The following is a 21,003-nucleotide window of genomic DNA, read 5'->3' on the forward strand; positions in this document are numbered from 1 at the left end:
GGCTTCATGCAAGATAACGTTTGAACAGAGCGGTCACCGCCTCGTCGCTCGCAAATCGGCCGGCCCGCATGTCAGCCAGTCCACGCTCGACGGCTTCGCGCTCTTCGTCGCTCAATCTGTAGACAAGGTCGTGCCGGGACTCGATATCATCAACCGATTGCAGCAATTCGTGCTGGGCCTCTTCAGCATCACACGCGTAGCCCGGATGAGCGCAGCGACATCCGGGATTTGCACTCAGGCCCGTGGCCCCGGATATCGCTACGCTCATCCGGGCTACTGATCTGAGCGGCGTCCAACCCGCCCCTCACAACGCCTTCTTGTATTCCCGGTTCGCCAGGCTCGCCTCTTCCAGATCGAGATCGCGCTCGATGCGGCGGCGGCTTTCGTCGGTGATGTTGCCATCGCGTAGCTGCGCGTGGATGAACTTGCGTTCCTCCGTGATCAGTTCGCGCACCAATGCGGCGCCGGTGGCGGTGACATCGTTGCCGTCGGCGTCCGGCGGCTGCGGCAACTGATTGGCGCGGGTCTGGTGGCGGGCGCGCAGCAGCTTCACCACCTCGTCGGAGAGTTCGCGGTCGTCGGTGATGGCGTCGAGCGAGCTCAGCGCCGCGTCCAGCGCCTCGCGCCTTGCGGCGATCTCCGCCTCGCGTTCGCGGCGGTGTTCGGCGTGGCCGTCCTGGGTGATCCCGAGCAGCCGCACCACCATCGGCAGGCTGAGACCGAGCCCGACCAGCGTGATCAGGATGACGCCGAACGACACCAGCTGGATCAGGTCGCGATACGGAAAGTCGACGCCGGACGGCAGCGTCAACGGCAGCGCCAGCGCCGCGGCCAGCGACACCGCGCCGCGCACCCCGGTGAACGCCACCACGAACATCGCGCGCCAGTTCGGTAGCGGCTCGGCGCGCAGCCGCGGGCGCCACAGCCGTTGCAGATAGGTGCCGGGAAACACCCAGGCGAACCGCGCCACGATCACGATCAGTGCGACCAAGCCGGTGGCGACCAGGATGTCGGCGAGCGGAAATTCCTTCGACTTTTCCAACAGCACCCGCATCTGGAAGCCGGTGAGCAGAAACAACAGCCCCTCGATCAGGTAGATCACCAAATCCCAGAAGAAGATGCCCTGCAGCCGCGTCGCCGAAGAGATCAGCAGCGGCCCGTTCCAGCTGATGTAGAGCCCGCAGGTCACCGTGGCGATCACCCCGGAGCCGCCGAGATGCTCGGGAATCCAATAGGCGGCGTAGGGCGTGATCAACGACAGCGTCATCTCGATCTGCGGATCGCGGGCATGGTGGCGCAGCCGCAGGCTGAGCCAGCCGATCGCGATGCCGAACGCGATCTCGCAGCCCAGGATCGCCGCGAAAGTGCCCGATGCCACCGGCAGCGAGAACGCGCCGGTGGTGATCGCCACCACCGCAAAGCGGTACAGGATCAGCGCGGTGGCGTCGTTGGCGAGGCCCTCGCCTTCCAGCACCACCAGGATGCGGCGCGGCAGCCCGAGCTTGCGGGCGATCGCCAAGGGCGCCACCACATCCGGCGGCGCCACGATGGCGCCGAGCAGAAAGCCGACGCTCCACGGCAGCCCGATCAGAAAATGCGTCGCCGTCGCCACCGCGCAGGCGGTGAAGATCACGCAGCCGATCGCCAACAGCGCGATCGGCTCCAGGTTGAATTTGAACTCGCGCCAGCTCATCGCGACGCTGGCCGAATAGATCAGCGGCGGCAGCACCACCAGCAGCACCAGCTCCGGCGGCAGGGCGATCGCCGGCATCCCCGGGACCAGGGCCAGCACGATGCCCGCCAACAGCAACAGGATCGCCGGCGCGACGTCGATCCGTCGCGCCAGCCAGGCGGTGCCGGCCAGCACCGCAAGCAGGGTCAAGAAGATCTCGAATTTGGCTTCCACGGCAGGCCTTGGCGATCTCTGAGGTGCTCTGAAATCTGCAATCGCCCGGGAGCGGTACCAGGTCAAGCGATACCGCCCGCGGTGTTGCAACTTGCAATCAATTCGCCCTAACTGCTAATTTACCTTCAGCTGTATTGCGCACGGTAAATTCATGCTTTTGCAAGGATCGCCGTGTTTGCTGGGTATTATGCCGATCCGCGCTACATCCCAGTCCCACGCGCTTGCCCAACAGTCGAATTCGCGCAGCGGTTCGGCGCCTCTCGATGGCGGGCCGGAGCAGGCCGCAACCCTCGCCCTCAGCGTCTTCATGCAAATGGGCCAGGCCGCAGCCCTGATTGGCGACGACGGCCGGTTGTTGCTGAGCAATTCGGTGTTCGATGATCTGTTCGGCGCCGAGGGGGCCGCGGGGATTCTCGATCCATTCTCCAGCGAAGCCACCCGCAAGGGCAGCAAGATCGATCGCCAAGTCAGCTTTCCGGACGGCCGCACCTTCGGAATCGAGATCTTGCCGGTGCAGGAGGGGCGGCTGATCACCGCCGGCGATATCACCGATCATCTGGCCGAGCGGGCCCGCGAGGCCGAAGCCGCGCGCACCGATCGGCTGACCGGTCTCGGCAACCGGCTGATGTTCCGCGAACGGTTGAGCAAGATCCTGGGCGAAGCCGATCTGGCCGGCGGCGCCGCGATGCTGGTGGTCGATCTCGGTCGCTTCAAGGCGCTCAACGAATCGCTCGGCCACAAGATCGGCGACGCGCTGCTCGGCTTGGTCGCCAAGCGGATTCGCTCCGCGGTCGGAGCCGGCGACGTCGTGGCAAGGCTGGAAGCCGACAAGTTCGGAATCATCCAGACCGGGCGGCCGCAGGCGCAATCCGCCGACGCGCTGGCGATCCGGCTGGTCGATCTGATCGGCCGTTCCTATCTGCTCGACGGTCAATTGATCAATGTCGCCGCCAGCATCGGCGTCGTGCTGCTGTCGGACGGCGTCGACGACGCCGACAACGTCATGAAGAACGCCGATCTTGCGCTCCATCGCGCCAAAAAGGACGGTCACGGCTCCTACCACTTCTTCGAGTCGGCGATGGACGAGCGGATGCAGGCCCGCCGCAAACTCGAGATCGATCTTCGCCGGGCGCTGGCGCTGCGCGAATTCGCGCTGGTGTATCAGCCTCAGGTCAATCTGAAGTCGAACACCGTCACCGGCTTCGAAGCGCTGCTGCGCTGGCAATGCCCGAAGCGCGGCGCGGTGTCGCCGCTGGATTTCATTCCGCTCGCCGAAGAGACCGGGGTGATCACGCCGATCGGCGAATGGGTCCTGCGCACCGCGTGCTGCGAGGCCGCGAAATGGCCGCCCGAACTCAGCGTTGCGGTCAATGTCTCGGCGGTGCAGTTCGCCGATCCCAATCTGGTGTCGACCATCATCTCGGCGCTGGCCGACAGCAGGCTGGATCCGCGCCGCCTCGAACTCGAAATCACCGAGAGCGTGATGCTGGACGCCCGCGGCACGGCGCTTGCGGTGCTGCAGACGCTACGCACCATGGGAGTGCGGGTCGCGCTCGACGATTTCGGCACCGGCTACTCGTCGCTCGGCTATCTGCGTAGCTTCCCGTTCGACAAGATCAAGATCGATCAGAGCTTCGTCCGCGGCACGTCGAACGATCCGGCCGGCCAGGCGATCGTCCGGGCGGTCGCCGCACTCGGCCACAGCCTCGGCATGGCCACCGTCGCCGAAGGGGTCGAAACCGCCGAGCAACTGGCCCGCGTCGCCGCCGACGGCTGCACCGAGGTGCAGGGTTATTTCTTCAGCCGTCCGATCGCTCCAGAGCGCATCGAGGGGTTTCTCTCGACCAGAAACCAAGGCGAGAATCTGATGTGACGTTCGGCGCTGCGCGCCGCGAGGGACCATGGATCCGAAGCTTTATCGTCTGGTCTATTTCAGCAAGAACCGGATCTTGGGCGGCCCGAGCAGCATCGCCATCGAGGTCGAGTCGATCCTGCACGCCGCGCAGCGCAACAATGCGCGGCTCGACATCACCGGCGCGCTGATTTTCAACACCGGCATTTTCGCCCAGGTGTTGGAAGGGCCGCGCGACGGCGTCGAAGCCATCTTCGAAAAAATCCAGCAAGACACCCGCCATGGCGACGTCCAGGTGCTCGCCTTCGACATCACCAAGGAGCGCACCTTCGCGCAATGGTCGATGGGATTCTTCGGGCGTTCTCGCGAGGGCCATGACCTGTTCGGTCATATCGCCGTCGCCACCGGCTTCACCACGGCGCGGATCGAAGGCGCGCGGCTGTTCCAGATCGTCCGCGATCTCGCCTTCGAGGAAGAATCCCGCGTCGCTTGACGCGACAGCTTCGGGCCAAGCTCAGCGCGGGCTGTTGCCGGTGCCGGCATTGCCGCCGACATTGCTTTGCGCCGACGGATGCGGCGAGCCGGTCAGGCCGGATCCCGGGCTGAGCGAATTGCCGGTGCCGGGGGTGGCGGGGCTGGTGCCGACGGTGCCCTGGTTCATGTCCTGGCCGCGGCTATTGGCCGAATTGCTGGTCGGCCCGGTGTTGGCGCCGCCCTGCGGCTGGCTCGGCTGCGCCGCGGCCAGCGTGGTGAACAGCGCCAGCGCCGTCGCCGTTGCAATCAGTTTGATCTTCATCGTGGTCTCCGATTGAGTGAGTGGCTTCAACCGAAGTGGTCCGCAAGCGTTCCGGGAACCGGGGATTTTTCCCGCTGGAGCCAGGGCGTCGCGGGGCTTGCTCAGATCGCGCTGGCGGCGATGTTGACCATCAGGGCGACCAACGCGGTGTTGAACACGAACGACACCACGCCGTGCGCGGTGGCGGTGCGGCGGATGGTCTTGTCGGTGATGCCGACGTCGGAGACCTGCGCGGTCATCCCGATCACGAAAGAGAAGTACACGAAGTCCCAGTAGTCGACGTCCTCATGGCTGTCGCCGCTGGGAAACTGCAGTCCGCCGGGCTTGGCGCCGCGATAGTAATCATGCGCGTAGTGCAGCGCGAAAGTAGTGTGCACCATCGACCACGACAGCGCGATGGTCAGCGTTGCCAGCACCAGTTCCGCCGATCCGCGATGTGAGGCGCCGAGTTCGGAGACGATCGCCGCCATGCTGGCGAAGGCGCCGAGCGCGGTCACCAGCAGGATCAGGAAGCGGCCGTCGTCCTGCAGGATGGCGTTGCGGCGGATATGGGCGATGCCGCTGCGCAGCACCATGCCGAGCACCAGCGCCAGATACAGACCGATGAAGATGTCCCAGCTCAGCAGCAGCCGGGTCACCAGCCGCAGCTGATCCGGCAGCACGAAGTACGCCGCGGCGCCGGCCGCGATCGCCACGAAGGTGCGCGGCCGCGCATAGACCACGCGGACCGGTCGCGGCAGTTTGCGGAAGCGCGCGAGATGCGGATCGTCGAGCGCATCCGCGGCCATTGCCGGCTAGTTCTTGCGTTCGGCGACGAACCGCGCGGCGGCGCGCAACACGTCGCCTTTCTCGCCGAAGATCAACAACGCCTTGTCGGCGCGCGCCAACAGGTCGCGGACCCGCTTCTTGGCGCCGTCGATGCCGAGTTGCGTGACGAAGGTGGTCTTGTTGAGCGCGGCGTCGGCGCCGGCGGGCTTGCCCAGCGCCGCGGCGTCGCCCTCGACGTCGAGCAGATCGTCGGCGATCTGGAACGCTTCGCCGAGCGCGCGGCCGTAATCGTCGAGCGCCTTGGTTTGCTCCTTGGTGGCCTGGCCGAGGATGGCGCCGGCGATGCAGCCGAACCGCAGCAAGGCGCCGGTCTTCATCTGCTGCAGCCGCGCGACGTCGACCGGCTCGCGGTCGCCGAAGCGGCCTTCGCCGGCGAGGTCGAGCATCTGGCCGCCGACCATGCCGCCGATCCCAGACGCCCGCGCCAGCGCCCTGGTCAGCGCCAGCCGGACGCCGGCGTCGCTGTGAATCTCGTCGCGGGTGATGATGTCGAACGCCAGCGTCAACAGCGCGTCGCCGGCGAGAATCGCGGTGGCGTCGTCATAGGCGCGGTGCAGCGTCGGCCGGCCGCGGCGCAGTTCGCTGTTGTCCATCGCCGGCAGATCGTCGTGGATCAGCGAGTAGCAATGAATGCATTCCAACGCGGCGCCGGCCAATAGCGCCGCGCCGCGCGGCACGCCGAACACCGCGGCACTCTCCACCACCAGGAACGGCCGCAGCCGCTTGCCGCCGGCGAGGCTGGAATAGCGGATCGCTTCCATCAGCCGTCGCGGGCGGGCGATCTCGTCCGGCAGCAATTGATCGGACAACAGCCGGGCGAGCAGCGCCTCGGTATCGTCGGCGGTCTGGTCCAGCCGTTGCACGAAATCGGCGGAAAGCGTGAGGGTCGACATTAAGAATAGCTCCGGATCAAGGTGGCGCGACAATCGGTCATGCGACCTTGTTCGTCAATTCCGCCAACGATCCAGCGTTAACGGCGGCGCGATTTCCTACCGCAGCAAAAAGCCTTAAGCTCGCGGCGAAATCGGTCGCCGCGGTCCGCTTCGAAGCTCGGTCTGCGCGGCTTGTCCCAAACCGGTGGCCCCGCCTTGCGTGTCGCTCGCAATATCCTTCTTGCCGTGCTGGTGGTGCTGGCGTTGCCGTATCTGCTGACGCCGCTGTATGGCGGCGGCCATCCGGTGTCGACGCTGATGGCGTGGCGCTGGCTGACCGGCGCGCCGGTGGCGCGGCAATGGGTCGATCTGGCGCAGATGTCGCCGGCGCTGCCGCGCAGCGTGGTCGGCGCCGAAGACGCCAAGTTCTGCGTGCACCACGGCATCGACTGGGATTCGCTGCGCGACGTGATCGACGACGCCCAGGACGGCGAGGTGGCGCGCGGCGGCTCCACCATCACCCAGCAGGTGGCGAAGAACCTGTTTCTGTGGCCCGGCCGCAGCGTGGTGCGTAAGGCGCTGGAATTTCCGCTGGCGATGTGGATCGACCTGGTGCTGTCGAAGCGGCGGATCCTGGAGATCTATCTCAACATCGCCGAATGGGGGCCGGCCGGCCAGTTCGGCGGCGAGGCGGCTGCGCAATATGCCTTCGGCCGCCCGGTCACGGAGCTGTCAGGGCGCGAAGCGGGCTTGCTGGCGGCGATCCTGCCCAATCCGCACACGCGTAGCGCCCGCAACCCGAAGCCCGGGGTGCGACGGCTGGCCTCGACCTATGTCGCCCGCGGGCAATCCGCCGAATTGCCGCGTTGCTGGGGCGACGGCGGCGATTCGTGAGTCTTTGCGGCAATTTTGCTCGGCCTGCGGCCTAGCTTTGCCGCCGGGCTTCCGTTATAAGCGCGGCCTTATCCGACTTTTGCCCGCGCCACGGCGCCGGGCCGTCCGCTGCTGTGGACGTCTCAACACCCTGCAAGGACCCCGATATGGCCGTTCCGAGAAGAAAAACTTCGCCCTCGCGGCGTGGCATGCGTCGTTCCGCGGACGCGCTGAAGACCCCGACCTATGCGGAAGACAAGGATTCCGGCGAACTGCGTCGCCCGCATCACCTCGACCTGAAGACCGGCATGTACAAGGGTCGCCAGGTTCTGAAGAAGAAGGAATCCTAATCGCGCAAGGCGCGGGAGCCCGGCGCGGCTCCCGCCATTTTGCGTGATACGCGGATCAAGCGGGCGCACAGCGAGCCTCAGGCTGTCCAGCGGGAGGCCTGAACGCGCTGTAGCTGTTGCGACAGAGGCGGACTTGCGGAGAATCGTGTCGCCCGTCCAGACTCCGGCGTCCTGCTTGGAAGGAAGGCTTCGCCGATGTCGATTATCGGTTTTCCGCTGCTACTGATTCCGCTGGCCATCTGCAACATCCTCGTCTTTCTGATGCCGGGCGTCGGCTTCGACGCGCCGCTCGCCAGACTGACGCTGCCGTCGGGCGCAAGCTTTGCGCCGAGCATCGGCGAGCTGCTGCTGGCGCTCGGCGTGCTGCTGTTGCTGCTCGAAGTCATCAAGGGCGCGCGGCCCGGGGCCAAATACGTCACCGATCATCTGTTGTCGCTGCTGGTGTTCGCCGGCGCGATCGCCGAATTCCTGCTGCTGCCGCCATTCGGCGATTCCACGGTGCTGCTGCTGGCGCTGTTGGCGCTGGTGGATTTCCTCTCCGGCGTCGCCTTGCGCAACCGCCGGCGGCCGGCCGCCGCGGCGAGAGCCGCGAAGCCCGGCAAAGCCGCCGCCAAGGAACTCGCTGCCGAGCCCGAGGTCGCCGCCGAGCCCGAGCCCGAGGCCGCGACCGCGCCGGAGCCCGCCGTGCCCCCCACTGCCGCCGGACCCGCGCTGCCGACGCCGCATCCCGCGGCTCCCGATTCCGAGTTGCCGCAGCCGGCGCCAGTCGCCGCGGCGTCTCATGCCGAGCCGGCGGCGTCCGAGGCTGCGCACGGCGATGGCGCGCCCGCCGGCGCGTCGCCGCAGGTGAAGTCGCCGGATCTGCAGCCCGACCAGCCGACCCGGCAGGCGACGCCGCCGGCGCGCTGAGCCGCGGTTTCGGAAAACCGGGATCCGCTTTTCTGCATTATGCCGAAATTATGCCGAACGGCGGGTCAGACGCTGCGGCGGGTGACGCTCGCAACCTCAGCCGGGCGATCGCTGCGATGCGCGGTGGAGCGGTAGGCCGCCAGCGCATCCTCGGAGGTGGCCCGGCGCAACGTGCGGGTTTGCGGCGATTGCTGCTGGATCGCGATCAGATGGGTCACGAAACTGGCGTCGGCGCGCGGCAGGATGCGCAGCTGCACCACCTCGTCGTCGGCCTGGGCAGTGCGGGGCGGGGGCATCACCTCGGTGGTCGAGGTGTATGTGGCCGCCGCGATTTCCGGAACGCTCAACTCGCTCTCGGCACGCATACTCAGGCTCCCGATCCATTGTCTCGTTTCGGGACGCAAAGGTCCCTGGCAATGTAATCCTCGCAAACCCCATGCCGGAGGCCGCGGCTTCGTTCCGCCCCTGCACATGACATGGTTTCTGAATTGTTTAGGAACTTAGCCTAGCCTCGGAGCCGCCGAGCGCCCTATTCTGCACAGAAGAATCACCCGACGTGTCCCGAAACGAGGCGACCGTGACATCTGCCGACCCGTCGACCGCCGGCTCCTCCGCGGCATCGCCCGGCCGCCCCGACGAGGCCGACATCCTGGCCGCGCTCGGCCATGCGGCCTTCGTCTGGGACATCGCCAGCGATGCCATGGCCTGGAGCCCGGCCGCCGCCGCGATCTTCCGCGACCTCCCGGCCGAGGCGCTGGCCAGCGGCGCCAGCTTTGCCAACCTGATCGAGCCGGTGCGTGCGGTGCGTTCCGAGGCGCTGCTCGGTTCGCCAGGGGGGAGCCACGGCGTTGCCTATCGGATCGAATACGGCGTGCGTGCCTCGACCGCGGCCCCGGTGTGCTGGATCGAGGAAACCGGCTGTTGGTTCGCCGCGCCGGACGGCAAGCCGGCGCGGGTCGAAGGCATCGTGCGGGTCAACAACGAACGGCACGCCCGCGAGCAGCAATTGGTCAAGCTGGCGCAGCACGATCCGTTGACCGGCGAACTCAACCGCAGCCATCTGATGGCCTCGCTCGCCGAAGCGGTCGACGAGGCGTCGCAGTTTCGCTCCAACTTCGCTTTCATGCTGATCGGCATCGACCATCTGGCGCGGGTCAACGACGCCTTCGGCTTCGACGTCGCCGACCAGGTGATCGGCGAGGTCGCCAAGAGGATCCGCGCGCGATTGCGCGCCGGCGATCTGCTTGGGCGATTTTCCGGCAACAAATTCGGCCTGATCTTGAAGAACTGCACCATCGACGACATGACCGTCGCAGCCGAGCGGTTTCTCGCCGGGATTCGCGACGAAGTGGTGCCAACCAAATCCGGCCCGGTCGCGGTGACGGCGTCGATCGGCGGCGTCAGCGCCCCGCGTTATGCGCGCGGCGCCGACGAGGCGCTGAACCGCGCCCATGAATCGCTCGACGCCGCCAAGAGCCGGCGCCGCGGCTCGTTTTCATTGTGGCGGCCGAACGTCGAGCGCGACGCCCAGCGCCGGGTCAACATCCGGGTCACCGACGAGATCGTCACCGCGCTGAACGAGCGCCGCATCGTGATGGCGTTCGAGCCGGTGGTGCAGGCGGTGTCCCGCGCCCCGGCGTTCCACGAATGCCTGGTGCGGATGAAACAGGACGACGGCGAATTGCTGCTGGCGCCCGACATCGTGCCGGTCGCGGAGAAACTCGGGCTGATCCGGCTGGTCGACCATCGCGTGCTCGAACTGGTGGTGGCGGAACTCGCCGCCGCGCCCGGCGTCGAGCTCAGCCTCAACATCTCGCCCGATACCACGATGGACGCCGACTGGTGGGCCAGCATCGAATCGCTGCTCGGCGCCAATCCCGGCGTCGCCGAGCGGCTGATCGTCGAGATCACCGAGACGGTGGCGATCCAGGACCTCGACGACGTCCGCGGCTTCGTCAACCGGCTGAAGAATTTCGGCGCCAGGATCGCGATCGACGATTTCGGCGCCGGCTACACCTCGTTCCGCAACCTGCGCAATCTCGGCGTCGATATCGTGAAGATCGACGGCGCCTTCGTGCAGAACATCGCGCGCTCGGCCGACGATCGCGCTTTCGTGCAGACGCTGATCGACCTGGCGCGTCGGCTCGAGATCAAGACCGTCGCCGAATGGGTGCAGGACGAAGCGTCGGCGATCATGCTGCGCGATTGGGGCTGCGACTACATCCAGGGCCGGCTGATCGGGCTGGCCTCCGCGGAGCGGCCGTGGGCGGTTCGTGCAACCGGAGTCACCGCGGCGAGCTGATCGACCGCGTCAGCATCGGACGTCGTTAGACTAAGCATTGCGATGTCGTTAGCATTGGTTGGATGCGCGCTCGAAAAATTGCGCCGTCATTCCGGGGCGCGAGCCGCATCAGCGGCGAGCGAACCCGGAATCTGCCGCGAGGCGCGGCGCCCTGCCCGGTGCGAGATTCCGGGTTCGCTCGAGCTTGCGCTCTCGCGCCCCGGAATGACTGGCGCGCCTTGCGAGCTACGCCCCCTCGTCCTTCTTCGGCTCCTCGGCCAACGGCTTCGGCTCCGCCGCCATGCGGTCGAGCCGCTCCTGCATCTCCTTCATCTGGCGACGCAGGTCCTCGATATTGCCGGCGTCGACCGCGGGATCCGCCGGCGGCGCTTCCGGCTCGGGCGCCGGCGCCGGCTGACTGGACGGATGCGGCGGCACGAACGGCTTGAACATCGAGAAGGTGCGCTCGAACAATTCCATGTTGCGGCGGACGTGCTCTTCCAGCGGGGCGAACGGTCCGACGCTGAAGGTCGAGGTCAGCTGGTTGCGAAATTTCTCCTGTTCGCGGGTCAGCGTGTCGATCGACTGCTCCAGATAGCGCGGCACCACCATCTGCATGCTGTCGCCGTAGAACCTGATCAGTTGGCGCAGGAAGGTGGTCGGTAGCAGGTTCTGACCGGCCTTGTTCTCTTGTTCGAAAATGATCTGCGCCAGCACCGAGCGGGTGATGTCGTCGCCGGATTTGGCGTCGAAAACCAGGAAATCCTCGCCGTCCTTCACCATCGCGGCGAGGTCCTCGAGCGTCACGTAAGTACTGGTTCCGGTGTTGTAGAGCCGCCGGTTTGCATATTTCTTGATCGTCGTCGGCAGATTCGATTTCGCCATGGTCACCCACACCTAGGAGGACAGGAACCGGCTCGCGCCGGACGAACGAAACGCAATGCAACAAAATAAGCACTTCCGCCGCGGTTCTGCTACCTTTTTGTTCGCGAAGGTTAATTCGGCAGCGATCGGATCCTCCCGGTGCCGCCTTGGTCAGCATTTTGATCGCGCTGCGGCGTCGAAATGGGCTTTGCCGATTGACACGCCGCAACCAGCTTAACAGGATAGCAACCGACCCGGCCCGCCGCCCGGCGGGCACAGTCCAAACAGTACAAGCCCAGGAGAAATGCTCATGTCCGACGATGTCGTCATCGTCAGCGCCGCTCGTACCGCTGTCGGAAGTTTCAACGGCGCCTTTGCTACTTTGCCCGCGCACGACCTCGGTGCGGTGGTGATCCGGGCCGCGCTGGAGCGCGCCGGTCTGGAGCCCGGCCGGGTTTCCGAAGTCATCATGGGCCAGATCCTCACCGCGGCGCAGGGCCAGAACCCGGCGCGCCAGGCCTCGATCGCCGCCGGCATTCCGGTGGAAAGCCCGGCCTGGGGCATCAATCAGCTGTGCGGCTCCGGCCTGCGCACCGTGGCGCTGGGCTATCAGGCGCTGCTCAACGGCGATTCCGATATCGTCGTCGCCGGCGGTCAGGAATCCATGAGCATGGCGCCGCACGCGCAATATCTGCGCGGCGGGGTGAAGATGGGCGCGGTGGAATTCGTCGATACCATGCTGAAGGATGGTCTGTGGGATGCCTTCAACGGCTATCACATGGGCAACACCGCTGAGAACGTCGCCAAGCAGTATCAGATCACCCGGCAGCAGCAGGATGAGTTCGCGGTGGCCTCGCAGAACAAGGCCGAGGCGGCGCAGAAGGCCGGCCGCTTCAACGACGAGATCGTTCCGGTCACGGTGAAAAACCGCAAGGGCGACATCATCGTCGACACCGACGAGTTTCCGCGTCACGGCGCGACCATCGAGGCGATGGCGAAGCTGAAGCCGGCGTTCGAAAAGGACGGCACGGTGACGGCGGGCTCGGCCTCCGGGATCAACGACGGCGCCGCCGCGGTGGTGCTGATGACCGCCAAGCAGGCCGCCAAGGAAGGCAAGACGCCGCTGGCGCGCATCGTCTCCTGGGGCCAGGCCGGCGTCGATCCGAAGATCATGGGCACCGGGCCGATCCCGGCGTCGCGCGCGGCGCTGAAGAAGGCCGGCTGGTCGATCGGCGATCTCGATCTGATCGAAGCCAACGAGGCCTTCGCGGCGCAGGCCTGCGCGGTCAACAAGGACCTCGGCTGGGATACTTCTAAAGTGAACGTCAACGGCGGCGCGATCGCGATCGGCCATCCGGTCGGCGCCTCCGGCGCGCGCATCCTGGTGACGTTGCTGCACGAAATGCAGAAGCGCGATGCCAAGAAAGGCCTTGCTACGCTGTGTATCGGCGGCGGCATGGGTATTGCGATGTGCCTCGCGCGGGATTGAGTCTCGCAACGCAGCACAGCCCAAATACGGTGCCACCGCACTGCACCTAATCATTCCGACGCCCGGCCATCGTGCCGGGCGTTTTTGTCTTGATGTTCGTCACGCGGCCAGATTAATTCGAAGCTACTAGGAAACGGAGCGCAGTCAGCAACGGTCATAACAAAGTTAAAGGTTGAGCATCTGATCACGCTTGCAATGGCAATGCAGCGCCTGATTCGATCATTTCCCGGCGCAATGCGGGACGAGTCGGACGCAGGGGAGGACTTGGAATATGGCGCGTGTGGCGTTGGTGACCGGAGGAACACGAGGAATTGGGGCGGCGATCAGCAAGGCGTTGAAGGCGGCGGGTTATCATGTCGCAGCCAACTACGCGGGCAACGACGCGGCGGCGGATAAATTCAAGGCCGAGACGGGAATTCCGGTTTTCAAATGGGATGTCAGTTCGTTCGATGCCTCGGTGGAAGGCGTCAAGAAGGTGGAAGCCGAGCTCGGCCCGGTCGAAATCCTGGTCAACAATGCGGGCATCACCCGCGACGGCGCGTTTCACAAAATGACGCTCGATCAATGGAGCGCGGTGACCAGCACCAATCTGGGCTCGCTGTTCAACGTCACCCGGCAGGTGATCGAGGGCATGCGCGGCCGCAAATTCGGCCGCATCATCAACATCTCCTCGGTCAACGGCCAGAAGGGCCAGTTCGGCCAGGTCAATTACTCTGCAGCGAAGGCCGGCGATCTCGGCTTCACCCGGGCGCTGGCGCTGGAGACCGCGCGCGGCGGCATCACGGTGAATGCGATCTGCCCCGGCTACATCAATACCGAGATGGTGCAGGCGGTGCCGAAAGAGGTTTTGGAGAAGAACATTCTGCCGCTGATCCCGGTCAACCGGCTCGGCGAGCCGGAGGAGATCGCCCGCGCGGTGGTGTTCCTCGCCGCCGACGATGCCGGCTTCATCACCGGCTCGACGCTGTCGATCAATGGCGGGCAATCGATGGGCTGAGGTTTCAGCTGAGCCTTCGGGGCCTGACGCCCGCGTCATCGTCCCGGCGCACCGCGTCATGACGGTGCGCGCGGCGACGCTGATCGGGCTGAGCGCGATCCTGATGTGGTCGCTGTTGGCGGTGCTGACGGTCGCCAGCGGCACTATGCCGGCGTTTCAGCTCGCCGCGCTGACCTTTGCGATCGGCGCGCTGGTCGGCTTCTCCAGCTGGCTGCTGCGGCCGGGCGCCGCCCGCGCGCTGCGGCAAGCGCCGTTGGCCTGGGCGGTCGGTGTCGGCGGGCTGTTCGGCTATCACGCGCTGTATTTCCTGGCGCTGCGGCTGGCGCCGCCGGCCGAGGCCGGGCTGTTGAACTATCTGTGGCCGCTGCTGATCGTGCTGTTCTCCTCGCTGCTGCCCGGCGAGAGGCTGCGTTGGCATCATGTCGCCGGCGCCTTGCTCGGGCTGGTCGGCACCGTCTTGCTGTTCGCCGGCAACGCCTCGGCGCGGTTCGAGCCGGGGCACATCGCGGGTCTGGTCGCGGCGTTCGTCGCGGCCTTCATCTGGGCGGCCTATTCGGTGATGTCGCGACGGCTGCGCGCCGTGCCGACCGACGCGGTGGCCGGCTTCTGCCTCGCGACCGCCGTGCTGGCGGTGCTGGTGCACGGCGCGGTCGAGACCACGGTGTGGCCGGACACGCCGTTGCAATGGGCGGCAATCGCGATCCTCGGCATCGGCCCGGTGGGCGGGGCGTTCTACGCCTGGGACATCGGCATGAAACGCGGCGACATCCGCGTGCTGGGGGCTGCGAGCTACGCCACGCCGCTATTGTCGACCGGGTTTCTGATCTTGGCCGGCTTCGCCGAGCCAAGCGCTACGCTGGGCCTCGCCGCGGCGCTGATCGCCGGCGGCGGCCTGATCGCGGCGAAGGATATGATCTGGCGACGGCGCTGAGGGCGGCATCACGCGCCACATCAGATTTTGACGGTGCCCCGGACGCAGTGCAACGCGCCGCTGTTGCGGCGTGGTGCGCTGCAGAGCCGGGGCCGTTAGGAAACGCGGCGCTTGGAACGGTCCCGGCTCGCTGCGCAGCGCAAGGGCGCTGCGTAGCGTCCGGGACACGGGTCTTACTTGAGGCCGGTCATCGGGCAGCCGGCTCCCAGCCCTTCTCCGCCAGTTCGAACGTCGCGAAATCGAAGCCCGGCGCCACGGTGCAGCCGACCAGGGTCCAGTCGCCGCTGCTTTGCGCGGCCTGCCAGGCGTGCGGCGGCACGAGGCCTTGCGGCAATTGCCCAGCGGCGAGATCCGGCCCCAGCCGCAGGGTGCGGCGACCTTCGGCGTCGGCGATCTGCAGCTCCAGCGGCGCGCCGGCGTAGTAGTGCCAGACCTCGACCGCGTCGATGCGGTGCCAGTGCGAGCGCTCGCCCTTGGCCAGCAGGAAATAGATCGCGGTCGAGGCCGCGCGCCCCGCCGGGTCGACGCGGGCATCGCGAAACGTCTCGCGGAAATGCCCGCCCTCGGGATGCGGCGCCAGCTCCAGCCGGGCGATGATCTCGGCGGCGGTGAGGTCGTGAGCCGGGGGCATCACCGCCTCACGACTTGTTCTTGCGTTCGCGCAGTTCGGTGAACACCTCGACCGCGCCGGCCCCCTTCAGCCGCACCCCGGCGGCGACCGTCGGCTCGTCGGCGCGCAGGAAGACGTTGGCGCGTTTCTCGTCGCCGAGCAGCGTCGGAATGGTCGGCAGCCCCGCGGTACGCAGATGCGCCACTTCGGCGGCGCGGGCCTGCAGCGCCGGGTTGTTGGGCTCCACGGTCAGCGCGAACTTCACATTGGCGGCGGTGTACTCATGGCCGCAATACAGCCGCATGTCGTCGGGCAGCACTCGCAGCTTCAGCAACGACTCCCACATCATCGGATAAGTGCCCTCGAACACCCGGCCGCAACCGATCGAGAACAGCGTGTCGGCGGCGAACAGCGCCTTGTCGTCGTCGAACACGTAGGCGACGTGGTCGAGGGTATGACCGGGGGTTTCCAGCACCCGCGCCAACAGCCCGCCGATCTTGACGACGTCGCCCTGGCGGACCCGCAGATCGACCAGCGGAATCGCCGCGCCATTGTCGTGCGGCGCCACCACGCGGCAATTGGTCGCCTGTTTCAGCTCGGCGATGCCGCCGATGTGGTCGGCGTGGTGATGGGTCACCAGGATGTCGGTCAGCGTCCAGCCTTCGCGGGCGAGCGCGGCGAGGATCGGGGCGGCTTCCGGGGCGTCGATCGACGCGGTGGCGCCGCTGTCGCTGTCGTGCACCAGGTAGCCGAAATTGTCCTTGAGACAGGTGAACACGCGAATTTCGGCGGCCATGACATCTCCGTGAGTAACCAGGCTCGGGCTGAACCGCCCCGGGCCCCCTGAAATATGGCGTTAACGCTTGCGCGGCAATGCGTTATTGCTGATGGCTTGCATGGCGTGGGCGCTGCCGCCGGGTGATAGAAGCAAATCATGACGATCGATGTCACCGAACTGCGCGACTTCTACTCGCAACGCCTGGGCGTGATGGCGCGGCGGCTGATCAATCGCGGGATTCAGGCACATTGGCGCGATGCGCGCGGCCAGCGCGTGCTCGGGTTCGGCTATTCGACGCCCTATCTCGGGTTGTTTCGCAGCGACAGCGAACGCTGCATCGCCTTCATGCCGGCGGCGCAGGGCGTGCTGAAATGGCCGACCGCGCGGCCGACGTTGTCGAGCCTGGTCGAGGAACACTCGCTGCCGCTGCCGGACGCCGCGGTCGACCGCATCCTGTTGGTTCACGCGCTGGAAATGTCCGACGATCCGGACGGCTTGATGCGGGAGTTGTGGCGGGTGCTGGCGCCGGCGGGCCGGCTGATCGCGATCGTGCCGAACCGGCGCGGGGTCTGGGCGCGCACCGACACCACGCCATTCGGCCACGGCCGGCCGTATTCGCGCACCCAGATCGCGCAATTGCTGCGGCGCAGCTGGTTCACGCCGACGGCATGGAGCGAGGCGCTGTTCCTGCCGCCGATCGGGCACAATTGGATGCTGCGTTCGGCGCCGGCCTGGGAGCGGCTCGGCGCCGCGATGTCGCTGCCGTTCGCCGGCGTGCATATCGTCGAGGCCACCAAGCAGGTGGCGCGCGCCATCCCGGTGCGCCGCGAACGCACCCGGCTGATTCCGGCGTTGCAGCCGGCGATGCTGCCCTCGCCGCGCGACGACGACGGGCATCTCGGCGATCTCGGCATGCCGACGCCGCGGTAGAGCGACGTTGTTGGGTTGGGCCGAAGCCGCCAACCAAAATAATGCAGCTGTCATTCCGGGGCGCGAGCAGCGTCAGCTGCGCGCGAACCCGGAATCCTGCATTGCTGCACAGCCCGCCGCGTGTTGCGAGATTCCGGGTTCGCTCGTTATTCGAACTCGCCCCGGAATGACGGCCTGGTTTTCGGTCGGATGCTCGCTCGACCCAACGCGAAGAAGCCTGGCGCGGCCGGTGTCCCCGGCCGCCGCGCAGTTATTCGTTGCCGGGATTGAAGTCGTCGGCCGGTGCCGCCGGTGCGGCGGCGCCCTCCGGGCGCGGACCCGGCGGACGGCGGCGACGGCGCGGCGGGAAACGCTCGCCGCCGGTGCCCTCGAAGCCCGGCGCGCCGCTGATTTGCGGCTGCGGCCCGGTGATGAACGACGGCAGCCGGTCGACGCTGTCGCTGACCGGGATCACCGGCTGCGGCTGCGGCTGATATTGCGGCTGCGGCTGCGGCCGATGTTCGCGCGGCTGGTGGTCACGCGATTGGTGTTCGCGCGGCTGCTGTTGCTCGCGGGGCTCGCGCTGCTCGCGCGGCTGGTAGGGCTGCGCGTCGCGCTGTTGCTCGCGCGGCTGCTGGTCGCGTTGTTGCTGCGGCTCGCGCGGCACGAAGGGCTGCGGCTGCACCGGCACCAGGCCGGGCTCGGCGCCGAAATTCGAATAGCTTTCGCCGTCGCCGAATTCGCCGGAATCGTCCTGCATTTCGTTGTCGGTGCGCTGCTGCGGCAGGTTCTGGCGAAACTGCTCCTGGGCGGCGGCGATCAGCCGGAAATAATGCTCGGCATGCTGATAATAATTCTCGGCCGCGACCGGATCGCCCGATGAGCGCGCGTCGCGCGCCAGCTGCACGTATTTCTCGGCGACGTGCGAGGCGGTGCCGCGGATCTTGATATCGGGGCCGTTGGATTCGAACACCCTTGTCATCGGGTTCTGACCGCGCCGGTTGTTGTTGTTGTTGTTGTTATTATTGTTACTGTTGTTGTTGTTTCGGTTACGCAGCCGCTTGTTGTTGTTGTTCTGACCGTTTCTCATGTCGAGCCTTTTTACCACACCCACATTGAAGTCATTCAGATCGCCAAGGCCACAGCCGACCCCAGGCCAGCACATGGCCATGTCCGGTACCGGACGCGCCATAGGCATCCATATCGCACTGCCGTTTCAAAACCGGTTTTGCCGACCATCGCGTTCACAGACGCGTCCCCAACCGACCGCGAGCGCCCAGAGCGCAGTCCGACCGACTCATTCAGCCAGCCGCAACCAGCTCAGATCGTCTCGCGTGAGTTTTCAAGCGCAATATCAGGCTTTCGTTCGCTTTGCGGTCGCAAGCAGCGCAGCTCTCTCAGCCATCGCGCTCAACCTAATCCGCCTTTTTGGAACCTTTTTACAGGGCATTCTCACCGGCGAGCATTCTCAACGACGAGAATGGTGGCCTTTGCCCGCAGCGTCCGCGGGGCCAGCAACCCTGATGTCATGCTGGAACGTAATCGCTCTTGGACAATATTCCAAGCGGTTTTTTGCAACCGGTTCCGACCTCAACCCGGCGGCCGGCGGCCGGTCACCGCCCTGCCGATCCCCGCCAGATCCGGCGTCGGCGGCCGATCGGTGGTCAGCCCCGCCGCCCGCATCAAGGCCGACACCTCGTCGCCCTGGCCCTGGCCGATCTCGACGATCAGCGCGCCGCCGGGCGAAAGCAGACCGGCGGCCTGCGTCGTGATCGTTCGATAGGCGGCGAGGCCATCGGCGCCGCCGTCGAGCGCGCGGCGCGGATCGTGGTCGCGCACCTCGCGGTCGAGCGCCGCAATGTCGGCGCTGCGGATATAGGGCGGATTGGAGACGATTAGGTCGAACGGCCCCCGCAACGCCGACGCGTAGTCGCAGGCGACGAAGGCCGCGCGGTCGCCGAGTCCAAGCCGCGCCGCGTTGGCGCGCGCGGTGTGCAGCGCCGCGACGCTGATATCGCTGGCGACGCCGCAAGCCTGCGGCCACTCCGACAGCAGCGCCAGCAGGATCGCGCCGCTGCCGGTGCCGAGATCGGCGATGCGTTGCGGCGCGGGTCGGCCGGCAAACAGTTGCAGCGCCGCCTCGACGATGGTTTCGGTATCCGGCCGCGGCACCAGCGTGTCGCCGCAGAGTGCGAGCGGCAACCCCCAGAATTCCTTGATGCCGACGATCCGCGCCACCGGCTCGCCGGCGAGGCGGCGTGTCACTAAGGCGTCGAGCTGAGAGGCTTGCTCCGGCGTCAGCAGCCGCGCGGCGCCCACCATCAATCCGGTGAGATCGAGCCCGAGCACCGCGCCGATCAGCAGCCGCGCGTCGAGCTCGGCGGATTCGATCGCAGACCCGCGTAAGCGCGTCGCCACCGCGCGGCGGGCGGCTTCGATGGTGGGTGAGGTGAAGCTATCCGTCACGGTGATGGTGCTTCGGTGAGCGCCTTGCCGGCGCTCGCGGATCCCCTCCCCGCAAGGGGGAGGGGAAACACTGCGGCCGTGCGAGACCAAAGCTCGTCAGGAAGCGCGCGCCCTCGCTTACGCCGACCCGCCTCGCGCCGAGGCGCCCCACGCCAAAGCGTCTCACGCCGCGTTGCCCTGTGCCGCGAGCTGGGCGGCCTGGTGCTCGGTGGTGAGCGCGTCGATCAGTTCGCCCAAGGCTTCGCCGGCGATCACCTGCGGCAGCTTGTACAGCGTCAGATTGATGCGGTGGTCGGTGACCCGGCCTTGCGGAAAATTATAGGTCCGGATCCGCTCCGAGCGGTCGCCGGAGCCGACCTTTTCCTTGCGCTCGGCGGAGCGCACCGAATCGATCCGCTGCTGTTCGGCGTCGTAGATGCGCGAGCGCAAAATGTTCATCGCCGAGGCGCGGTTTTTGTGCTGCGAGCGGCTGTCCTGCATCATCACCTGCAGCCCGGTCGGGATATGGGTGATGCGGATCGCCGATTCGGTCTTGTTGACGTGCTGGCCGCCGGCGCCCTGCGCCCGCATGGTCTCGATCCGCAGGTCGTCGGGCTTGATGTCGACGTCGACCTCCTCGACCTCGGGCAGCACCGCCACGGTGGCCGCCGAGGTGTGGATGCGGCCTTGCGTCTCGGTGTCGGGCACCCGCTGCACCCGGTGCACGCCGGATTCGAACTTCAGTTTGGCGAAGGCGCCGCGGCCCTTCACCTCGGCGATGATTTCCTTGTAGCCGCCCATGGTACCCTCGGAGGCCGACACCACCTCGACGCTCCAGCCCTGCAGGACGGCGAATTTCTCGTACATCCGGAACAGGTCGCCGGCGAACAGCGAGGCCTCGTCGCCGCCGGTGCCGGCGCGGATTTCCAGCATCACGTTGCGGTCGTCCATCGCGTCCTTGGGCAGCAGCGCGACGCGGATCTGCTGCGCCAGTTCGGCCTCCTGCGCCTCGAGCGCGGCGTGCTCGGCCTCCGCCATCGCCCGCATCTCGGCATCGGTCGCAGCATCGGCGAGCAGCGCGTCGATCTCGCCGCGTTCCGCGCCAACCTGCCGATAGGCTTTCACCGCCTCGATCAGCGGATTGAGCTCGGCGAGCTCGCGCATCAGCTTCACATAGGTGTCGGCGCCGACCTGGCTCTGCAGCTGGTTTTCCAGCGAGGCGTGGTGGGCGAGCAGCACGTCGAGTTTGGTTTCGGGGAGCAGCGACATCGGAGGTCTCGGGAGTTCGGGCAAGAATTTGCCAAGGCTTGGCG

Annotated in this window: 22 protein-coding genes; 10 read left to right on the forward strand and 12 right to left on the reverse strand. The window is 66.8% G+C overall.

What is annotated here, in order from left to right; genetic code table 11:
- Positions 1–4: 4 nt before the first annotated feature.
- Both RPC_RS02485 and RPC_RS02490 read right to left on the reverse strand, forming a co-directional pair.
- Positions 5–268 carry a hypothetical protein gene (locus tag RPC_RS02485; RefSeq protein WP_041801312.1) on the reverse strand — a complete coding sequence of 88 codons (264 nt, stop codon included), beginning with the start codon at positions 266–268 and terminating at the stop codon, positions 5–7.
- Between the two features lie 36 nt (positions 269–304).
- Positions 305–1,906 (reverse strand): Na+/H+ antiporter, encoded by a 1,602-nt coding sequence (locus tag RPC_RS02490; RefSeq protein ID WP_011470975.1) that lies wholly within the window; start codon positions 1,904–1,906, stop codon positions 305–307.
- Between the two features lie 175 nt (positions 1,907–2,081).
- Here RPC_RS02490 and RPC_RS02495 point away from each other — a divergent pair, with 175 nt between their 5' ends.
- Both RPC_RS02495 and RPC_RS02500 read left to right on the forward strand, forming a co-directional pair.
- A complete protein-coding gene (locus RPC_RS02495; protein WP_415914788.1) occupies positions 2,082–3,779 on the forward strand; it encodes a putative bifunctional diguanylate cyclase/phosphodiesterase in 1,698 nt (565 codons plus the stop codon).
- A 28-nt stretch (positions 3,780–3,807) separates the two neighbouring features.
- Complete coding sequence (locus tag RPC_RS02500; protein ID WP_011470977.1) at positions 3,808–4,251, forward strand: BLUF domain-containing protein; 444 nt, start codon at positions 3,808–3,810, stop codon at positions 4,249–4,251.
- A gap of 21 nt (positions 4,252–4,272) precedes the next feature.
- On the opposite strand, the gene RPC_RS02505 is transcribed toward RPC_RS02500, so the two are convergent.
- The 3 genes from RPC_RS02505 to RPC_RS02515 all read right to left on the reverse strand — a co-directional run bounded on the left by RPC_RS02505 (position 4,273) and on the right by RPC_RS02515 (position 6,275).
- Positions 4,273–4,554 carry a hypothetical protein gene (locus RPC_RS02505; protein ID WP_011470978.1) on the reverse strand — a complete coding sequence of 94 codons (282 nt, stop codon included), beginning with the start codon at positions 4,552–4,554 and terminating at the stop codon, positions 4,273–4,275.
- 101 nt (positions 4,555–4,655) lie between these two features.
- Positions 4,656–5,342, reverse strand: a complete 687-nt coding sequence (locus tag RPC_RS02510) for a DUF1345 domain-containing protein (protein WP_011470979.1) — start codon at positions 5,340–5,342, stop codon at positions 4,656–4,658.
- A 6-nt stretch (positions 5,343–5,348) separates the two neighbouring features.
- Positions 5,349–6,275, reverse strand: a complete 927-nt coding sequence (locus RPC_RS02515) for a polyprenyl synthetase family protein (protein ID WP_011470980.1) — start codon at positions 6,273–6,275, stop codon at positions 5,349–5,351.
- A 195-nt stretch (positions 6,276–6,470) separates the two neighbouring features.
- Here RPC_RS02515 and mtgA point away from each other — a divergent pair, with 195 nt between their 5' ends.
- From mtgA to RPC_RS02530, 3 genes are all read left to right on the forward strand, one after another.
- Positions 6,471–7,148: a monofunctional biosynthetic peptidoglycan transglycosylase gene (gene mtgA, locus RPC_RS02520; protein ID WP_011470981.1), complete on the forward strand. Its 678-nt coding sequence runs from the start codon at positions 6,471–6,473 to the stop codon at positions 7,146–7,148.
- A 146-nt stretch (positions 7,149–7,294) separates the two neighbouring features.
- A complete protein-coding gene (gene rpmF, locus RPC_RS02525; RefSeq protein ID WP_011470982.1) occupies positions 7,295–7,477 on the forward strand; it encodes a 50S ribosomal protein L32 in 183 nt (60 codons plus the stop codon).
- A 195-nt stretch (positions 7,478–7,672) separates the two neighbouring features.
- Entirely contained in the window at positions 7,673–8,386 is a 714-nt protein-coding gene (locus RPC_RS02530; protein ID WP_011470983.1) for a hypothetical protein, read from the forward strand.
- A gap of 65 nt (positions 8,387–8,451) precedes the next feature.
- Here RPC_RS02530 and RPC_RS02535 read toward each other — a convergent pair whose 3' ends face one another.
- Positions 8,452–8,751, reverse strand: a complete 300-nt coding sequence (locus tag RPC_RS02535) for a hypothetical protein (RefSeq protein WP_011470984.1) — start codon at positions 8,749–8,751, stop codon at positions 8,452–8,454.
- Between the two features lie 212 nt (positions 8,752–8,963).
- Between RPC_RS02535 and RPC_RS02540 the strand changes: the two genes are divergently transcribed.
- Positions 8,964–10,688, forward strand: a complete 1,725-nt coding sequence (locus RPC_RS02540; RefSeq protein WP_011470985.1) for a putative bifunctional diguanylate cyclase/phosphodiesterase — start codon at positions 8,964–8,966, stop codon at positions 10,686–10,688.
- Positions 10,689–10,913: 225 nt separating this feature from the next.
- Here the strand turns inward: RPC_RS02540 and phaR are convergent, their stop codons facing one another.
- Positions 10,914–11,552, reverse strand: a complete 639-nt coding sequence (phaR, locus tag RPC_RS02545; RefSeq protein ID WP_011470986.1) for a polyhydroxyalkanoate synthesis repressor PhaR — start codon at positions 11,550–11,552, stop codon at positions 10,914–10,916.
- Positions 11,553–11,841: 289 nt separating this feature from the next.
- Between phaR and RPC_RS02550 the strand changes: the two genes are divergently transcribed.
- The 3 genes from RPC_RS02550 to RPC_RS02560 all read left to right on the forward strand — a co-directional run bounded on the left by RPC_RS02550 (position 11,842) and on the right by RPC_RS02560 (position 14,948).
- Complete coding sequence (locus RPC_RS02550) at positions 11,842–13,020, forward strand: acetyl-CoA C-acetyltransferase (protein ID WP_011470987.1); 1,179 nt, start codon at positions 11,842–11,844, stop codon at positions 13,018–13,020.
- Positions 13,021–13,291: 271 nt separating this feature from the next.
- Complete coding sequence (phbB, locus tag RPC_RS02555) at positions 13,292–14,017, forward strand: acetoacetyl-CoA reductase (protein WP_011470988.1); 726 nt, start codon at positions 13,292–13,294, stop codon at positions 14,015–14,017.
- Positions 14,018–14,075: 58 nt separating this feature from the next.
- Complete coding sequence (locus RPC_RS02560) at positions 14,076–14,948, forward strand: aromatic amino acid exporter YddG (RefSeq protein WP_011470989.1); 873 nt, start codon at positions 14,076–14,078, stop codon at positions 14,946–14,948.
- A gap of 187 nt (positions 14,949–15,135) precedes the next feature.
- On the opposite strand, the gene RPC_RS02565 is transcribed toward RPC_RS02560, so the two are convergent.
- Together RPC_RS02565 and gloB are read right to left on the reverse strand one after the other, a co-directional pair.
- On the reverse strand, positions 15,136–15,579 hold the full coding sequence (locus RPC_RS02565; RefSeq protein ID WP_011470990.1) for a cupin domain-containing protein: 444 nt from the start codon (positions 15,577–15,579) through the stop codon (positions 15,136–15,138).
- Positions 15,580–15,586: 7 nt separating this feature from the next.
- A complete protein-coding gene (gloB, locus tag RPC_RS02570; protein ID WP_011470991.1) occupies positions 15,587–16,354 on the reverse strand; it encodes a hydroxyacylglutathione hydrolase in 768 nt (255 codons plus the stop codon).
- Positions 16,355–16,492: 138 nt separating this feature from the next.
- Between gloB and RPC_RS02575 the strand changes: the two genes are divergently transcribed.
- Entirely contained in the window at positions 16,493–17,266 is a 774-nt protein-coding gene (locus RPC_RS02575; RefSeq protein WP_011470992.1) for a methyltransferase domain-containing protein, read from the forward strand.
- Between the two features lie 250 nt (positions 17,267–17,516).
- Here the strand turns inward: RPC_RS02575 and RPC_RS02580 are convergent, their stop codons facing one another.
- The 3 genes from RPC_RS02580 to prfA all read right to left on the reverse strand — a co-directional run bounded on the left by RPC_RS02580 (position 17,517) and on the right by prfA (position 20,959).
- Positions 17,517–18,335: a DUF4167 domain-containing protein gene (locus RPC_RS02580; RefSeq protein ID WP_011470993.1), complete on the reverse strand. Its 819-nt coding sequence runs from the start codon at positions 18,333–18,335 to the stop codon at positions 17,517–17,519.
- A gap of 500 nt (positions 18,336–18,835) precedes the next feature.
- Positions 18,836–19,711, reverse strand: coding sequence for a peptide chain release factor N(5)-glutamine methyltransferase (gene prmC, locus RPC_RS02585; protein ID WP_011470994.1), 876 nt, complete (start codon positions 19,709–19,711; stop codon positions 18,836–18,838).
- A gap of 162 nt (positions 19,712–19,873) precedes the next feature.
- Complete coding sequence (gene prfA, locus RPC_RS02590) at positions 19,874–20,959, reverse strand: peptide chain release factor 1 (protein WP_011470995.1); 1,086 nt, start codon at positions 20,957–20,959, stop codon at positions 19,874–19,876.
- Positions 20,960–21,003 lie beyond the last annotated feature (44 nt).

It is taken from the genome of Rhodopseudomonas palustris BisB18 (genome assembly GCF_000013745.1).
GTDB lineage: Bacteria > Pseudomonadota > Alphaproteobacteria > Rhizobiales > Xanthobacteraceae > Rhodopseudomonas_A > Rhodopseudomonas_A palustris_F.

Excerpts from the sequence above, each read along its gene's own strand:
- RPC_RS02505 (WP_011470978.1), bottom strand. The coding sequence starts at position 4,554 with ATGAAGATCAAACTGATTGCAACGGCGACGGCGCTGGCGCTGTTCACC.
- RPC_RS02530 (WP_011470983.1), top strand. The coding sequence starts at position 7,673 with ATGTCGATTATCGGTTTTCCGCTGCTACTGATTCCGCTGGCCATCTGC.
- RPC_RS02535 (WP_011470984.1), bottom strand. The coding sequence starts at position 8,751 with ATGCGTGCCGAGAGCGAGTTGAGCGTTCCGGAAATCGCGGCGGCCACA.
- rpmF (WP_011470982.1), top strand. The coding sequence starts at position 7,295 with ATGGCCGTTCCGAGAAGAAAAACTTCGCCCTCGCGGCGTGGCATGCGT.
- phbB (WP_011470988.1), top strand. The coding sequence starts at position 13,292 with ATGGCGCGTGTGGCGTTGGTGACCGGAGGAACACGAGGAATTGGGGCG.
- RPC_RS02510 (WP_011470979.1), bottom strand. The coding sequence starts at position 5,342 with ATGGCCGCGGATGCGCTCGACGATCCGCATCTCGCGCGCTTCCGCAAA.
- phaR (WP_011470986.1), bottom strand. The coding sequence starts at position 11,552 with ATGGCGAAATCGAATCTGCCGACGACGATCAAGAAATATGCAAACCGG.
- gloB (WP_011470991.1), bottom strand. The coding sequence starts at position 16,354 with ATGGCCGCCGAAATTCGCGTGTTCACCTGTCTCAAGGACAATTTCGGC.
- RPC_RS02485 (WP_041801312.1), bottom strand. The coding sequence starts at position 268 with ATGAGCGTAGCGATATCCGGGGCCACGGGCCTGAGTGCAAATCCCGGA.
- prfA (WP_011470995.1), bottom strand. The coding sequence starts at position 20,959 with ATGTCGCTGCTCCCCGAAACCAAACTCGACGTGCTGCTCGCCCACCAC.
- RPC_RS02565 (WP_011470990.1), bottom strand. The coding sequence starts at position 15,579 with ATGCCCCCGGCTCACGACCTCACCGCCGCCGAGATCATCGCCCGGCTG.
- RPC_RS02515 (WP_011470980.1), bottom strand. The coding sequence starts at position 6,275 with ATGTCGACCCTCACGCTTTCCGCCGATTTCGTGCAACGGCTGGACCAG.
- RPC_RS02575 (WP_011470992.1), top strand. The coding sequence starts at position 16,493 with ATGACGATCGATGTCACCGAACTGCGCGACTTCTACTCGCAACGCCTG.
- RPC_RS02550 (WP_011470987.1), top strand. The coding sequence starts at position 11,842 with ATGTCCGACGATGTCGTCATCGTCAGCGCCGCTCGTACCGCTGTCGGA.
- RPC_RS02560 (WP_011470989.1), top strand. The coding sequence starts at position 14,076 with ATGACGGTGCGCGCGGCGACGCTGATCGGGCTGAGCGCGATCCTGATG.
- RPC_RS02580 (WP_011470993.1), bottom strand. The coding sequence starts at position 18,335 with ATGAGAAACGGTCAGAACAACAACAACAAGCGGCTGCGTAACCGAAAC.
- RPC_RS02500 (WP_011470977.1), top strand. The coding sequence starts at position 3,808 with ATGGATCCGAAGCTTTATCGTCTGGTCTATTTCAGCAAGAACCGGATC.